The organism is Indolivaga alginatilytica, from assembly GCF_003201355.1.
GTDB lineage: Bacteria > Bacteroidota > Bacteroidia > Bacteroidales > Dysgonomonadaceae > Dysgonomonas_A > Dysgonomonas_A alginatilytica.
The window spans coordinates 41,939-56,853 of sequence record NZ_QICL01000002.1 but is presented as its reverse complement, the minus strand read 5'-3'; the positions used below and the strand labels follow the sequence as shown (position 1 = coordinate 56,853).

The 14,915-nt window shown below is 38.1% G+C and carries 11 protein-coding genes; 8 read left to right on the top strand and 3 right to left on the bottom strand.

Features of this window, described 5'->3' with window-relative positions:
- The first annotated feature begins 132 nt into the window (after positions 1 to 132).
- Complete coding sequence (locus tag CLV62_RS02940) at positions 133 to 2,514, top strand: transglycosylase domain-containing protein (RefSeq protein WP_110309303.1); 2,382 nt, start codon at positions 133 to 135, stop codon at positions 2,512 to 2,514.
- A 133-nt stretch (positions 2,515 to 2,647) separates the two neighbouring features.
- Positions 2,648 to 3,493, top strand: a complete 846-nt coding sequence (locus tag CLV62_RS02935) for a beta-1,6-N-acetylglucosaminyltransferase (RefSeq protein ID WP_170120005.1) — start codon at positions 2,648 to 2,650, stop codon at positions 3,491 to 3,493.
- Positions 3,494 to 3,549: 56 nt separating this feature from the next.
- Here CLV62_RS02935 and CLV62_RS02930 read toward each other — a convergent pair whose 3' ends face one another.
- Complete coding sequence (locus CLV62_RS02930; protein WP_110309301.1) at positions 3,550 to 4,980, bottom strand: CCA tRNA nucleotidyltransferase; 1,431 nt, start codon at positions 4,978 to 4,980, stop codon at positions 3,550 to 3,552.
- A 194-nt stretch (positions 4,981 to 5,174) separates the two neighbouring features.
- Here CLV62_RS02930 and CLV62_RS02925 point away from each other — a divergent pair, with 194 nt between their 5' ends.
- Entirely contained in the window at positions 5,175 to 6,032 is an 858-nt protein-coding gene (locus CLV62_RS02925; RefSeq protein ID WP_146212685.1) for an outer membrane protein assembly factor BamD, read from the top strand.
- On the opposite strand, the gene miaA is transcribed toward CLV62_RS02925, so the two are convergent.
- The gene (miaA, locus tag CLV62_RS02920; protein ID WP_110309299.1) at positions 6,012 to 6,932 is read right to left on the bottom strand and encodes a tRNA (adenosine(37)-N6)-dimethylallyltransferase MiaA; all 921 of its coding nucleotides are present in this window, start codon (positions 6,930 to 6,932) and stop codon (positions 6,012 to 6,014) included. The genes CLV62_RS02925 and miaA overlap by 21 nt on opposite strands.
- Before the next feature lie 573 nt (positions 6,933 to 7,505).
- On the opposite strand from miaA, the gene rsfS reads away from it, so the two are divergent.
- From rsfS to mtgA, 5 genes are all read left to right on the top strand, one after another.
- Entirely contained in the window at positions 7,506 to 7,865 is a 360-nt protein-coding gene (gene rsfS, locus CLV62_RS02915; protein WP_110309298.1) for a ribosome silencing factor, read from the top strand.
- A 98-nt stretch (positions 7,866 to 7,963) separates the two neighbouring features.
- On the top strand, positions 7,964 to 10,009 hold the full coding sequence (gene ftsH, locus CLV62_RS02910; protein ID WP_110309297.1) for an ATP-dependent zinc metalloprotease FtsH: 2,046 nt from the start codon (positions 7,964 to 7,966) through the stop codon (positions 10,007 to 10,009).
- A 187-nt stretch (positions 10,010 to 10,196) separates the two neighbouring features.
- Positions 10,197 to 11,048: a phosphatidate cytidylyltransferase gene (locus tag CLV62_RS02905; protein WP_245903981.1), complete on the top strand. Its 852-nt coding sequence runs from the start codon at positions 10,197 to 10,199 to the stop codon at positions 11,046 to 11,048.
- Positions 11,049 to 11,409: 361 nt separating this feature from the next.
- Entirely contained in the window at positions 11,410 to 12,558 is a 1,149-nt protein-coding gene (locus CLV62_RS02900) for a porin (protein ID WP_110309296.1), read from the top strand.
- Between the two features lie 239 nt (positions 12,559 to 12,797).
- Entirely contained in the window at positions 12,798 to 13,478 is a 681-nt protein-coding gene (gene mtgA / locus CLV62_RS02895; protein ID WP_110309295.1) for a monofunctional biosynthetic peptidoglycan transglycosylase, read from the top strand.
- On the opposite strand, the gene CLV62_RS02890 is transcribed toward mtgA, so the two are convergent.
- Complete coding sequence (locus CLV62_RS02890; protein ID WP_110309491.1) at positions 13,444 to 14,766, bottom strand: MATE family efflux transporter; 1,323 nt, start codon at positions 14,764 to 14,766, stop codon at positions 13,444 to 13,446. The two genes, mtgA and CLV62_RS02890, sit on opposite strands and share 35 nt — an antisense overlap.
- Positions 14,767 to 14,915 lie beyond the last annotated feature (149 nt).

Genomic DNA, 14,915 nt, shown 5'->3' with positions numbered 1-14,915 from the left:
AGTCGAATCTCCTTATCCTAAGCTTTTATAAAAGTGAATCAATCTTTTGTGATATTTCATTGTTTTTGATTACTTTCGCACGGTTAAAACATCAATCGACAAATCGATTTTTATTTATGTTTTTAAGACTATATGAGTAAACAGGAAAAGAAAAAAGGGAAAAATACAAGTAATAAGTCCAATAAGATTGTTAAATTTCTGTGGATAGTATTCATAGCCATAATACTATGTACTGCTTCAATCTTCACACTCATTGCCACAGGTGCAATAGGTTATACTCCGCCTATTGAAGACCTTGAAAATCCTATTGATAAATATGCTTCTCAGGTATACTCCGGAGATAATGAATTACTGGGAACATATTCTCAAAGTAAAGAAAACAGAATCTATTCGAGTTACGACGAATTATCCCCCTATCTGGTAGAGGCTCTGGTTGCCACCGAAGATGCCCGTTTCTACGGACACTCGGGAATAGATGTATATGCCGTAGGGCGTGCAGTTGTTAAACGTGTTATTTTCCAGCAGGAAAGTGGAGGTGGAGGTAGTACCATCTCTCAACAATTAGCAAAACAACTATACTCTCCACCCGTTGATGATGTTATCGACAGGGTTCTGCAAAAACCAATAGAATGGGTTATTGCAGTACAACTGGAGAGAAATTATACAAAAGAAGAAATTATCAATTTGTATCTCAACAAATTTGACTTCCTTAATAATGCAGTCGGCATTCAGTCGGCAGCAAAGGTCTACTTTAATAAAAAGCCGAAAGACCTTACAGTAGAAGAGGCTGCAACACTTATCGGAATGTGTAAGAACCCTTCACATTTCAACCCTAAAAGAAGACCTGACGCCACAAAAGGGCGTCGGAATGTGGTACTGGAGCAGATGTACAAATCGAACTACATCACTAAAGCCGAGCTAGACTCTTTAAAACAATTACCTCTCACTCTAGACTATGTACGAGTAGACCATAAAGACGGTTTAGCACCTTATTTCCGTGAATACTTACGGCAAGTAATGACGGCAAAAAAACCCGATCCCGATAATTATGCATCATGGCAAAAAGAACAATATAGTCTGGATTCTCTATCATGGGAAACCGACCCTTTATACGGATGGTGCAATAAAAATAAAAAAGCAGATGGCAAACCATATAGTTTATATACCGACGGTTTAAAAATATATGCAACCATAGATTCAAAGATGCAAACCTATGCTGAAGAAGCTATGAAAGAGCATCTAGGCAAAGACCTGCAACCTTTATTCGACAAAGAGAAAAAAGGACGCTCTTATGCTCCATTCTCTTCAAGCGTTGCAAAGCAAGCCGATTCTTTGATCTACAAATCAATGAAGGTATCGGATCGTTACCGCAACATGAAAAAAGAAGGTTATTCCGAAAGCGAAATAGTGAGAGTCTTCAAACAACCTGCCGACATGAAAGTATTTTCATGGTCGGGAGACGTTGATACGACAATGACCCCATGGGATTCGATACGCTATCACAAGGGTTTTCTTCGTGCCGGATTTATGGCTATGGAACCGGCAAACGGGCAGGTTAAAGCCTATGTCGGCGGGATAGATTTTAAATTCTTCCAATACGACATGGTAAATATAGGACGCAGACAAATAGGTTCTACAATAAAACCATTCCTGTACACATTGGCTATGGAAGAGGGCATGACGCCTTGTGATCAGATGCTCCACGTGCAGCAGGTACTTATTACGGAAGATGGCAAAGAGTGGATTCCACGTAATGCCAACTCGGCTAGGATAGGAGAAATGGTATCCATCAAATGGGGATTACAGAATTCCGATAACTGGGTAACAGCTTATCTGATGAAACAAACGTCACCTTATTCTTTTGTACGTACACTTCACTCTTTCGGTATTACCGGGAAAATCGATCCTGTAGTATCCTTAGCTTTAGGTACTCCTGATGTGTCGGTTGCCGAAATGGCAGGAGCTTATACCGCTTTCGTCAATAAAGGAATCAGATCACTACCCACATATGTAACCCGCATAGAGGATACTCATGGAAATGTTATAGCAAACTTCGAGCCTCGAATGAAGGAAGTATTCAACGAGTTGACTTCCGTAAAAATGCTGGATATGCTTCGGGCCGTTATGGACGGAGGTACAGGTGGACGAATAAGATGGAGATATAACTTACGGGGGCCCATGGGAGGTAAAACAGGTACAACCCAGAACAACTCCGATGGTTGGTTTATGGCATTTACTCCAAGGTTAGTAACAGCCTCATGGGTAGGAGGTGAAGACCGTTCTATACACTTCGACAGAACAGCTCAGGGACAAGGAGCGAGCATGGCTCTTCCTATTTTCGGATTGTTTATGCAAAAAGTATATGCTGATCCAACATTGGGATATTCGACAGAAGACCAATTCAGTAAGGTTGCGGGAAATCCAAATCCATGTGCAGGGGCGGCTACAGAAGAGGTTCTTATGAATGCCGCAGACATACAGCAAGGGGGAGGTATTGACGATATGTTCAATTAAGATAAGTAAAAGAAAATATTTAATGATACATTTTAAAGGCATAACAACCTATCGCTGTTTTGCCCAGCCAAAGCAATAAATAGTTCTGCGAACTTAAGATATTATTCCTATGAATGAAGTCGCTATTTTAATCATGGCTCATAAAAACCAGGAACAATTAGAACTGCTTATCAATAATCTGATTGGCGATTTTGATCTGTATATCCATATTGATACTAAATCAACGATAGACAAGGACGAGCTCGTTGCTAAATATCCTGATGTGAAATTCTACTCTCAATACAATATTATTTGGAGTGGATACAACCAGATACTTTGTCCTCATTTTCTATTTAGTGAGGCATATAAAAATAAATACCGGTTCTATATATTAATCAGTGCACAAGATCTGCCTCTAATATCTAATGAGGCTATTAAACGTAGATTAAAAGAAGAAGATATAAGCTATGTTGTTTCTGACAAATTACCTCTGCCTCAATGGAAATTCAATGGTGGTTTTGACAGGGTTCAACTTTTTTGGGAATCCGACATAGTCGGAAATCGTGTTTTGGACAGATTAAAACGCAAAGTTATATGCAATATAAAAAAGAACCAACGGAAGTATAATTTGCGCAGGCCTTTATATAAAGATCTCGAATACTATGGCGGTTCAACCTGGTTTATCCTGCGCCATGATGCAGTGGAACATTTATTATATTTCACCGAGAGGAACCCGAAATACTTAAAGACATTCAAATACTCCTTCTGTGCCGATGAACTATGGCTGCAAACCATACTAGCAACATCCGATTGCGAAACAAAGAATGAACATATCACATATCTAGACTGGGGCAAAGGTCCTGAACACCCGCGAACTCTCAGGATAGACGATTACGATACAATTATAAACAGCTCTCATTTCTTTGCCCGTAAATTTGATCTTGAAGTAGACAAAGAAGTTGTTCACAAAATATTGGAGAGAAGAAACTCAATAACATAAAAATAAAAGGCGATAATGGAATTCCATTATCGCCTTTTATTTTTATCGGTATACCTTTAATTTACAGGCTTCAAACTTAGAGCCTCAGCCTTTTCAACCAAGTATTTATAAGCAGCATCGTATTCGTTAGGTATTACCCCATCCAGAATAGCATCCTTTATAGATGACTTCAAGCGACCAACCGTTGCCCCTTGAGGTATATTGAATATCTGCATAATCTCCTCACCAGATATAGGCGGCTGAAAATTACGAACATGATCTTTCTCCTCAATGTCTTTCATTTTCTGACGTACAATCTCGAAGTTCTTCAAAAAACGGCGTACTCTATCGGGATTCTTCGAAGTGATATCAGCCTCACACAAAGTCATAAGATCTTCAATATCATCTCCTGCTTCAAATAGTAATCTTCTGACAGCCGAATCCGAAACCACATCTTCGACCAATGCAATCGGACGCATATGCAAACCCACAAGCTTCTGAACATATTTCATTTTCTCATTCAGCGGCAGCTTCATCTGGCGAAATATACTATGAGTCATTTTCGCCCCTACAAAGTTGTGATTATGGAAAGTCCACCCCAATTTAGGATCCCAACGTTTTGTTGCAGGCTTAGCTATATCATGCAGAATAGCTGCCCAGCGCAACCATAAATCATCTGTCTTTCTTGAGATATTGTCGAGCACAGTAAGTGTATGGTAAAAATTATCCTTATGCCCTATCCCATCTTTGGTTTCAGCACCTTTCAGAGCGAGCAGTTCGGGAAATATCAACTCGAGTAATCCCGTTTTATCCAATTGAATAAACCCGATCGAGGGTTTAGGTGATAAGACGATCTTATTCAACTCGTCAATAATACGTTCTTGCGAAACTATACTGATTCGTTCTTTATTCTTGCTTATAGCATCAAACGTTTTACTTTCGATATCAAAGCCCAACTGGCTGGAAAAACGAATTCCACGCATCATTCTCAATGGATCGTCACTGAAAGTTATATCCGGATCGAGAGGCGTACGAATAATACAATTCTCCATATCTTCCAATCCACCGAAAGGATCGAGAAGCTCACCGTATCTGTTTTTATTCAAACAAATAGCTAAAGCATTAATTGTAAAATCGCGTCGATTCTGATCGTCTTCCAAGGTACCATCCTCTACAAAAGGTTTGCGTGAACCTCTTTCGTACGATTCTTTTCGAGCACCTACAAATTCTACTTCAATATCTTTATGCTTAACCTGTGCAGTTCCAAAGCTCTGAAAAACGGACAGTTTTGTAGGTCTTCCCAATCGTTTAGCAACAGCCGCTGCCAAATCGATACCTTTACCTACTGTTACAATATCTATATCTTTCGATTTTCGATGCAGGAATATATCTCTTACGTATCCTCCGATAGCGTAACACTCTAACCCCATCTCATCGGCACATTCGCTTATTATATCAAATATCTTCCCCGAAAAATGCTTATCTATATATTCTTTATCTAAATGCATCAAATAACGTTAAATATTTATTCCTCTGTTTTTTATTTGTAGGGCGCAGACCTATGTGTCTGCCCGATTCAGGGCGAACACATAGGTTCGCCCCTACAATAGATAAAAAAGGTCTGCGACCTTTGCTGCAAAATTACAACAATAAGACGTACTTGCCGCAAAATAATATTATTTTTGTAAAAAACACATCGGTTATGAAAAAGTCTATATATGCCTTTATACTATCTTCAATGATTCTCACAGCAGTTTCATGTGGAGATAAAAAAGATCCGCAAGCAATTCAGTATCTTGATAATATACGTACCTTATATGAGCAAGGAGAGTACAACGCTGCTCTTCAGCAAATAGATAGTATTCAAGTTCTATTTCCGAAAGCTTTTCAGGAGATAAAGGATGCCTTGGCTTTAAAGCAGGAAGTACGAAGAGCTTCGGACGAAAGACAGATCACAGACTGCGACTCGTTAATCGTCATATATCAGCCCAAGATTGATTCTATCAAGAAATTGTTTATTTACAGAAAAGAAAAAGACGATGACTATGGAGTCTATATACCTAAAACAGTTTCAAGTAATACACCTGCATCTACAATGTTACGATCGGGAGTTAACGATAATGGCTCCATGTACATAGAAAGTGTATATATAGGAGGACAATTACATAACACAATACGAGTGAGTACCAAAGACGGTGAATTTGCAGAAAGCTTATCAATAGAAGGAGACGGTTTTGTGTTCAGATTCAGCCATATGGGTAAGCAATACGAAATAATACAGGCAACCTCTATTCATGACAATGGTCTGGCTAATTTTATCTCCACAAATACAGATGCACCACTTACTGTTACTTTGAAAGGGAAAAACTCAACTTCATTCCCTCTCGCTAGTGTTCAAAAGAAAGCTATCAAAGACTCTTATCAGCTTTCCAGACTAATGCTGCAACGCGACAGTTTAGCCACAGCAAAGGACAAAGCACAGATGCGTATAAAATACCTGAATGCAAAAAGAGACAGTATACCTGTGGTACTGCCTAATTCACTGAAGCAAGAGCAGTGATTTAACTTTCTCGACCTTATCGTTATCGGACAAAGTGGCATCTATCCAATGTATATGAAATCCTCGTTTCTCCATACCTCTGAACCAAGTCATCTGACGTTTGGCAAATTGATGTATGGCAATCTCGAGTTCTGAATACATCTGGTCATAAGTGATCTCTTTCAGGAGATATTGAGTCACAAACTTATATTCCAAACCATAATACAGAATATCATCGGGAGCAATACCAGCATCAAGCAGCGATTGCACTTCTTCGATCATACCCTCTTCAAGTCTTGATTTTAATCGTGTCGAAATTCGTTTCCGTCTGAGTTCCCTGTCAATATCAACTCCGACAATAAGGCTGTTTAATGGAGGATATTCGTTGCAATCCGCATTATTTTTATTTTTATACTCTTCTATCTCAATCGCTCTTATTGCTCGCTGAGCAGTATCTACATCGGTAGTATTGTGTAAAGGTTTATATAAAGCCAACATTGCAGTCAACTCAGGCAATAACTTACCTTCCAATTGCTTACGCAGGTCTTTATTCTCGGGTACATTAATTAAGTTATACCCTTTCAATACAGATTCAATATACAAACCCGATCCGCCACACAAAACGGGAATCTTATTACGCTCTTTGATAGAGATGTATGCCTGATAAAAATCGTGCTGATATTCAAATATATTATATTTATATCCCGCATCACGAATATCTATCAAATGATATGGTATTGGCTCTCCATCAACAATATAGTCCGATAAGTCTTTCCCTGTTCCGATATCCATTCCTCTATACACCTGACGCGAATCTCCACTAATGATCTCCGTATTCAAATCATAAGCTAACTTACAGGCAAAGGAGGTTTTACCTGAGGCGGTCGGACCTACTATTGTGATTAAATCGAATGAACCCATATTTCTTAATTATATTTTCGCAATTCAAGAGTATCTTTTTCCGAATCATAAAAGTACTACAAAAAGTATACATCAAGTACTCAAGAAAGTAACAAAACACACAATCTATCCGATTTATTTAAATCATTGACTGTGAATCAAAATCCCATTAAAAGGTTACAAAAGTAACAAAAGTAACACCGCATGCGCACTTTATATTTGTCACCGTATTATAAAATAAAAACGGAAACTACCACTATTCAAACGGGGACTACTACACCAAATCGACCGGCAAACCGAATGTGTAACCTTTCTACAAACTTGTAATTGATTGCATCCATACTATATAGATAAATGAAACCTTGACTCACATTAATAAAAAAACAGTTATATTTGTACCCTATTAGGTCTCCGATCTAAAAATTGCTGTTTTCGAATATAACATGTTCAAATTGTTATAAGGTCTCAGACCTTTTTATTGCTTTGGTAAGCACAACAATTGACTGTTATGATTCTTAAATACAACATTAAATCCTTTCTGTTAGTCACTTGAAAAAGTATAACATTAAAATTAAAACAATTGATCCTCAAATAATGAATGACGTAAAAAATTTAGTAAATCACATAATTGCTGCTTGCCAGGAAAAAAAAGCTAAAAACATTGTAACCATCGACCTATCCGAATTACCGGGTGCTATCTGTAAATATTTTGTAATCTGCGACGGAAATACTCCGATGCAGGTTTCAGCTATTTCAGATGAGATAATAAACAGTGTTAAGAAGAAAGTACAGGACAGGCCTATTACTACTGACGGTTTGCGTGAAGCAAGATGGGTAGGAATTGATTATGGCACAGTTATTGTTCATGTCTTTATACCAGAATTGAGAGATTTTTATGACTTGGAACATCTATGGGCTGATGCAAAGCTTGAAAGAATTCCGGATATAGATTAATCTCTTCGAATGAACAATCATTTTTTCTAGATGTTATTCATACACGGAACAGAACATCTAAAAAACATAAACAATTAGTTAGTTCCTGATTATACTATATGGAAAAAAAAGATAACAAAAATTTACTTCAGAAGGGCGGAAAAGGACCTAAAATTCCTGTGTCAAGCTACTGGATATACATTATTGCATTAGCGTCTATCATAGGAATATACTTCTTCTCACAAGATGCTGTAGTGAAAAAAGTGGGTTGGTCTGACTTCCAAAAATACACTGAACAAAACTATGTAGAAAAGATTGTTGTATTCAACAAGAAAAACGAACTTCAGGCATTCGTACGCCCTGATTCCGCACAACATATCTTTCAGGAAGGTGCTGCCAAGATGGGTAAAAACCCTTCTATAATAGTTAGTATTCCTTCGGCTGACAAATTTTCTGATTTCTATGACAAAGTAATTGCAAACAGTTCGAATAAAATTGATGTAAGCTACGAAACAGGAAGTGATTTCACCGATATTCTCGTCGGATTACTGCCCTTCGTATTACTTATAGGTCTTTGGATATATATTATGCGTCGTATGTCGGGAGGTGGTTCCGGCGGCGGTGGCGGAGTATTCAGTGTAGGGAAATCAAAAGCTCAGTTGTATGACAAAGCTTCTCCCGATGCCAAAACCACATTTAAAGATGTGGCAGGATTGGCAGGCGCTAAAGAAGAGCTTGAAGAGATGGTTGAATTCCTTAGAAACCCGACCAAATACACCGAAATCGGAGCAAAAATACCTAAGGGTGCACTACTTGTAGGCCCTCCGGGAACAGGTAAGACATTACTGGCTAAAGCCGTAGCAGGCGAAGCAGATGTACCGTTCTTCTCGATGTCAGGTTCTGACTTTGTTGAAATGTTTGTGGGAGTAGGAGCATCTCGTGTAAGAGACTTGTTTAAACAAGCCAAGGAAAAAGCACCTTGTATCATTTTCATTGACGAGATAGATGCCATAGGTCGTGCCAGAGGTAAAAACCCTAACATGGGTTCTAACGATGAACGCGAAAACACATTGAATCAGTTATTGACAGAAATGGATGGTTTCGGGACAAACAGTGGAGTTATCGTACTTGCTGCAACTAACCGTGCCGATATTCTCGATAAGGCTCTACTTCGTGCAGGGCGTTTCGACCGTCAGATTTATGCTGATCTACCGGATATCAATGATAGAAAACAAATATTCAAAGTTCACCTTCGCCCAATTAAAATAGACGATTCGGTTGATTTGGAATTCCTTTCACGCCAGACACCCGGATTTTCGGGAGCCGACATAGCCAACGTTTGTAACGAAGCTGCTTTAATAGCTGCACGTAACGGAAAGAAAGTGGTTACAGAGGGTGATTTCACAAGTGCTATCGACCGTATAGTCGGAGGACTTGAAAAGAAAAGCAAAATAACAACTCTCAACGAGAGAAAAACGATAGCTATTCACGAAGCAGGCCATGCCACGCTAAGCTGGTTCCTTGAACATGCCGATCCATTAGTGAAAGTAACAATCGTACCACGAGGTAAAGCCTTGGGTGCAGCTTGGTATCTTCCTGAGGAAAGACAGATCACAACCAAAGAGCAAATGCTTGATGAATTGTGTGCATTACTGGGAGGACGTGCTGCAGAAGAGGTTTTCATCGGACACATATCTTCGGGTGCGATGAATGACTTGGAACGTGTAACCAAACAAGCGTATGCCATGATTTCATACATGGGTATGAGTGATGCGTTGCCTAACATTTGCTACTATGATTCTTCGGGGCAGGGTTATGGATTTACCAAACCATATAGCGAAGAAACGTCGCTACTGATCGACAAAGAAGTACAGGCGATGATCAACAGCCAATATGAAAGAGCAAAACAACTTTTAAGAGAACATACTGAAGGTCATAACAAACTGGCTGATTTACTACTCGAAAAAGAAGTTATTTTCGCTACCGATTTAAAAGATATATTTGGTACACGTCCATGGATATCTCGTTCAGAAGAAATCCAAAAGGAAGTAGACCATAACACGGCTAAAGCGGAAGAGAAAGAAAAGCTGGAAAAAGAAGCACAGACTGAAACTGAAATCAGTTCTCCTCCGGGAATAATCGCAGAAGAGAATCAATCTGAGTAACTTAAAAGATAAACAAAGAAGGTATAGTTTTCACGAACTATACCTTTTTTATTATATTTGCACTCGTAATGCCAAAATCTCGAATCTTATATTGCTCAAAAGCAGAATATACACGACAACAAGAGATAAGAGCACAACATAATATTAATATTGTAATCTGATTACATACACAAAAACTATCAAATAAGTGTTGAATATAAAAAATCTCGGAGTCCGTATCGCAACCGGTATCGTATTTATAGCCGTCTTAATGGGTGGCATCTTATATAATCAATATTCCTTTCTGATAGTATTTTCGCTGATTACAGTACTTGCTCTATATGAATTCTACGGATTACTTTGTAAAACTCAAAATGCAGAATTAAGCAGAATCCTAAATACCCTAGGCGGCTTACTTCTATTTATTGGCGGATACTTCTTCTTCTCTTCTGCTGATAAATTCCTCATAACTCTGGTTCCTTATGGCATTTATGTTCTATCATTATTCATTTCAGAACTATACTTAAAACGTACTAATCCCATCCAATCACTTGCATATGCAGCATTAGGGCAAATATATCTGGCTATCCCCCTTTCTCTACTCAGTTATCTGGCTTTTGGCTACGATATGAATCATGGAGCGTATCACTACGCATTCCTGCTGGCTTTGTTTGTATTTATATGGGTGAACGATTCGTTTGCATACCTCACAGGTTCTTTATTCGGCAAGCATCGTATGTTTGAACGCATATCACCTAAAAAATCATGGGAAGGCTTTTTCGGGGGAGCAATATTCGCTATCGGCGCATCCGTTATATTTGCAAACTATTTCACACAACTCCCTTTATGGGGATGGATCGGATTCGCTCTTATTATGATCATCTTTGGCACTTTAGGCGATCTAATAGAATCTCTTTTCAAAAGAACTCTGAATGTTAAAGACTCGGGAAATATTCTTCCCGGACACGGTGGGATTCTCGATCGTTTCGATAGCGTTATCTTTTCGATACCCGCTCTGTTTGTATACGTCGAAATTGTATCGTTTTTCATTTACAAGTAAGGCATGAAATCTAATACTTCTAAAAGTAACAACATACGATCTTTCAATTCAGGTGTAATCCCATCAAAGAAGTAGTAATCTTGAACATTATTCTATCATTACACACTATCCAATAACTTGTATTCATAAAAAACGACTGACAAATCATTATAAATGCTCGATTTTTAGAAAAAACACAATAGATACCTTCTATATGGTATAGATAATAAAAAAAGATCTTAGTACTTTTGTACGTTCGCACACTTAAGGTCGAATACCTTTATGTTCATTTGGTAAGCAGAACAACTAGAGATAGTTATTATGCCGGTAAAACATTACATTAAATATTTAGCGCCACTTATTTATTTCATTCTATACGATTATGAAAAAACTATTCATCATCTTATTTTTATTTCTTTCATTTCTAGTCACATATGCACAGGATGCAGATACAACCTTACTTCGAAAATTAGTAGAAAAGCAAGTACTGACTCAGCAAGAAGCTGATGAGATTATACTGAAAAATCAGCCTGAAAAAACAAATAATGAAACAACGCTTATTCCTCAGAAGATCAGAGAAGCTTTTAATACTCCCTATTTGAATTTTGGAGGATATGCCCTTCTAATGTATAAATATAGTGATGTTTTACCTATAAAACATGACCTAAACCCCAGACTTGTTTTCATTAGTATGAACGGTAAATTATATAACAATATAGGATATACGGTGTTGGCAGATTTCGTAAACCCTTTAATTCATGAACTTTACGGAATATGGTCTCCTTCGAATGCTTTCAACCTGAAGGTAGGGCAGATGAAGGTACCCTTCACTATAGAAAATCAATTTTCATTAACTCAGCTGGAGACAGTCTATAACACGAGGTCTATTTCAAGTCTTGCCAGTATGGCAGATGATGTTATGAAACTTCAAAATGGCAGAAATAACGGAGGACGTGATATCGGTATTAATGCGTCGGGAAGTTTAATAAATATGAAAGGTTATGACCTGATGGAATATGGGATCGGTGTATTCCAAGGATCGGGAATATCTTCTCCTGAAAAGGATAATAAAAAAGATTTCTCTGCACAATTAATTTTACAGCCTATAAAAGGATTCCGCTTTGGAGGTAGTGTATATTTCGGTGCAGCAACTTACACTTTATCTCCGGATATCCCGGTAGCTACTCATGTCAGAGACCGTTGGGCGTTGAGTACCGAATATCGAGGAAACAGATTCTATGCTCGTGCCGAATGGCTGCACGGTAATGATGGAGGCATCAAAAAAGAGGGTTTATATGGAACAGCCCTTTATAATGTTGTACCTAAGAAAGTGAACGTAACATGCAAAGTCGACTATTACAACAAGAATAAAAATACTAATGCAGAAGTAATTGATTACACAATTGGAGCCAATTACTATTTCTTTCAGCAATGCAGGGTACAATTAAATTATACATATTCGGACTACTCTACACAATGGGGAGCGCGCAATTCGAACGTTGTATATTCTCAGCTACAATTCTTATTCTAAGGTCTGCCCCTATAAGTAAAACATAGCATTAAATATTTAGTGTTACTCAAGGCTTGTCACAAATAGGTGATAATTTACTACTTTTGCATCAGAGTTAAAGATATCTCATCCCAACCCTTTTCTGATGAGAGAGGGGGGGGTAAAAGAGAGAGCATGATAGTAAAGAAAGAATATCTTTGCGTCTTTGCGTTCTTTGCGTTTAAGATAATTTATTTTCTGATTAGCAATTTAAGCCGGCAATGAAGAGATTCTGGAAATGGGTTCGCAATATTATTATTTGTCTTTTTCTGCTTAGCATATTACAAGTTGTAATATTTAAATTTGTGCCTGTATATTACACTCCATATATGGTCTCGAATAATATTACTCAGCTGTTTACAGAAGGAAAGATAGAATGCGAACATACATGGGTTCCTCTGGATAAAATCTCTCCAAAACTACCTCTAGCAGTTGTAGCCTCAGAAGACAACCTGTTTATGGATCATTCGGGATTCGATTTTAAACAAATCGAAAAAGCACAGGACGAAGCCGAAAAGGGGAAACGATTGCGTGGAGCCAGTACCATTACTCAACAGACTGCAAAAAATGCTTTCCTTTGGCATGGAAAATCATATATCAGAAAAGGGCTCGAGGCCTACTACGCAGTACTGATAGAATTTATCTGGGGTAAGAAACGAATTATGGAAGTGTATCTCAATTCCATAGAAATGGGAGAAAATATATATGGAGCAGAAGCCGTTGCACAAAAACATTTCAATAAATCGGCAAATAAGCTTACGGCAGGAGAATGTGCCCTTATAGCTGCTACCCTACCCAATCCGAAGAGATTCAATTCGGCAAAACCATCGAATTACATTCAGAAGAGGAAAGCAAAAATACTGAGTCTTATGGGTAAAGTTCCTCCTGTAAATTTTGATTAAACGATGCACTGATCTTTCTATAGAGAAAAGCCTGCATTATACCACGCATTCCTAAATAAGTAATAAAGGCAAACCAAAGAGCATTATTCCCCCAATTATCATACAACGAATAATAAATAGCAAAAAAGCAAGCAGCAGCTACAAACATAGAATTTCGCATTTGCTTCGAAGCCGTTGCCCCGATAAAAATACCATCCCAGAGGAATGCTGAAAATCCGGCAATGGGAATAAGTAATACCCAGATCTGATATTCTTTACAAGCGGCAATAACATCTGCTTTATTAGTCAATAATTGCAATATTTCATCCGTAAACAACCCATAGATACAAGTAAAGAATACGGCTAGAAGTGTACCCCATAGAAAAAGATATTTAATCAACTTCTTTAATACGTCGTGCCTCCTTGCTCCTATGTACTTACCTGTAAGAGCTTCTGCCGAATAGGCAAAGCCATCCATAATATAGGAGAATAAGGTAAACATCTGCATCAATAAGGCATTCGCAGCCAGTGTAGTGTTACCCATCTTCGCAGACGAAGATGTAAAAAATGTTGTTACGGCAATAAGTAACATCGTACGAAGAAAAATATCTGTATTCACCCGAAAGAAAGGTATAAAAGCAGCAATATTCTTTAATCGGTTAAAGTCCATATTCATTCTCACTCCCTTATATTTGAAATACCAGATAACAAAGGCTATTAAAAAGCCCATCACCTGTGCTATGGTTGAGCCCAAAGCAACACCTTCGATGTTCATATTCAGAACATATACAAACACCAGGCTCAGACTTATATTGATTATATTAACCGCTATTGCAATATACATAGGAGTTCGGGCATCCTGCATTCCCACAAACCAACCCGAAAAAGCATACATTCCCAATACGGCAGGTGCAGCCCACACATAGATATGGAAATAATTACCTGCATATAGCCGAACATCGCTGCTTGCCTTGATAACCCTAAAGGCTGCATCAAATATAATATTCTGAAAAAGTATGATTAATAATCCTGCTGCAAAAGCAATCAATAGAGAGCGGAGTAATATGGTAGCGGTTTCCTTATGATTCTCGGCACCATAAGCCTGAGCAGTGAAGCCACTGGTACCCATTCTTAGGAAAGAAAAACTCCAATACATAAAATTGAAGATAATACTCACTGTTGCAATGGCTCCGATATAAACTTCTAGACTTAAGTGACCTACAATAGACATATCCACCATACTTAGCAGGGGCACTGTTATATTCGAAATAATATTGGGTATGGCAAGTCTCAGTATATTCTTATTCATTTCCATTAAAGTAAGTCCTGCAAAAATAAACAATATAAGCAGTATAAAATATTTAATGCTATATTTTTAGTCGTAGGGGCAGACCTATGTGTCAGCCCGATACAGACGGGTGAACACATAGGTTCAACCCCTACACTAAAGCAATAAAA

Excerpts from the sequence above, each read along its gene's own strand:
- CLV62_RS02940 (WP_110309303.1), top strand. The coding sequence starts at position 133 with ATGAGTAAACAGGAAAAGAAAAAAGGGAAAAATACAAGTAATAAGTCC.
- CLV62_RS02930 (WP_110309301.1), bottom strand. The coding sequence starts at position 4,980 with ATGCATTTAGATAAAGAATATATAGATAAGCATTTTTCGGGGAAGATA.
- CLV62_RS02900 (WP_110309296.1), top strand. The coding sequence starts at position 11,410 with ATGAAAAAACTATTCATCATCTTATTTTTATTTCTTTCATTTCTAGTC.
- ftsH (WP_110309297.1), top strand. The coding sequence starts at position 7,964 with ATGGAAAAAAAAGATAACAAAAATTTACTTCAGAAGGGCGGAAAAGGA.
- miaA (WP_110309299.1), bottom strand. The coding sequence starts at position 6,932 with ATGGGTTCATTCGATTTAATCACAATAGTAGGTCCGACCGCCTCAGGT.
- rsfS (WP_110309298.1), top strand. The coding sequence starts at position 7,506 with ATGAATGACGTAAAAAATTTAGTAAATCACATAATTGCTGCTTGCCAG.
- mtgA (WP_110309295.1), top strand. The coding sequence starts at position 12,798 with ATGAAGAGATTCTGGAAATGGGTTCGCAATATTATTATTTGTCTTTTT.
- CLV62_RS02935 (WP_170120005.1), top strand. The coding sequence starts at position 2,648 with ATGGCTCATAAAAACCAGGAACAATTAGAACTGCTTATCAATAATCTG.
- CLV62_RS02925 (WP_146212685.1), top strand. The coding sequence starts at position 5,175 with ATGAAAAAGTCTATATATGCCTTTATACTATCTTCAATGATTCTCACA.
- CLV62_RS02890 (WP_110309491.1), bottom strand. The coding sequence starts at position 14,766 with ATGAATAAGAATATACTGAGACTTGCCATACCCAATATTATTTCGAAT.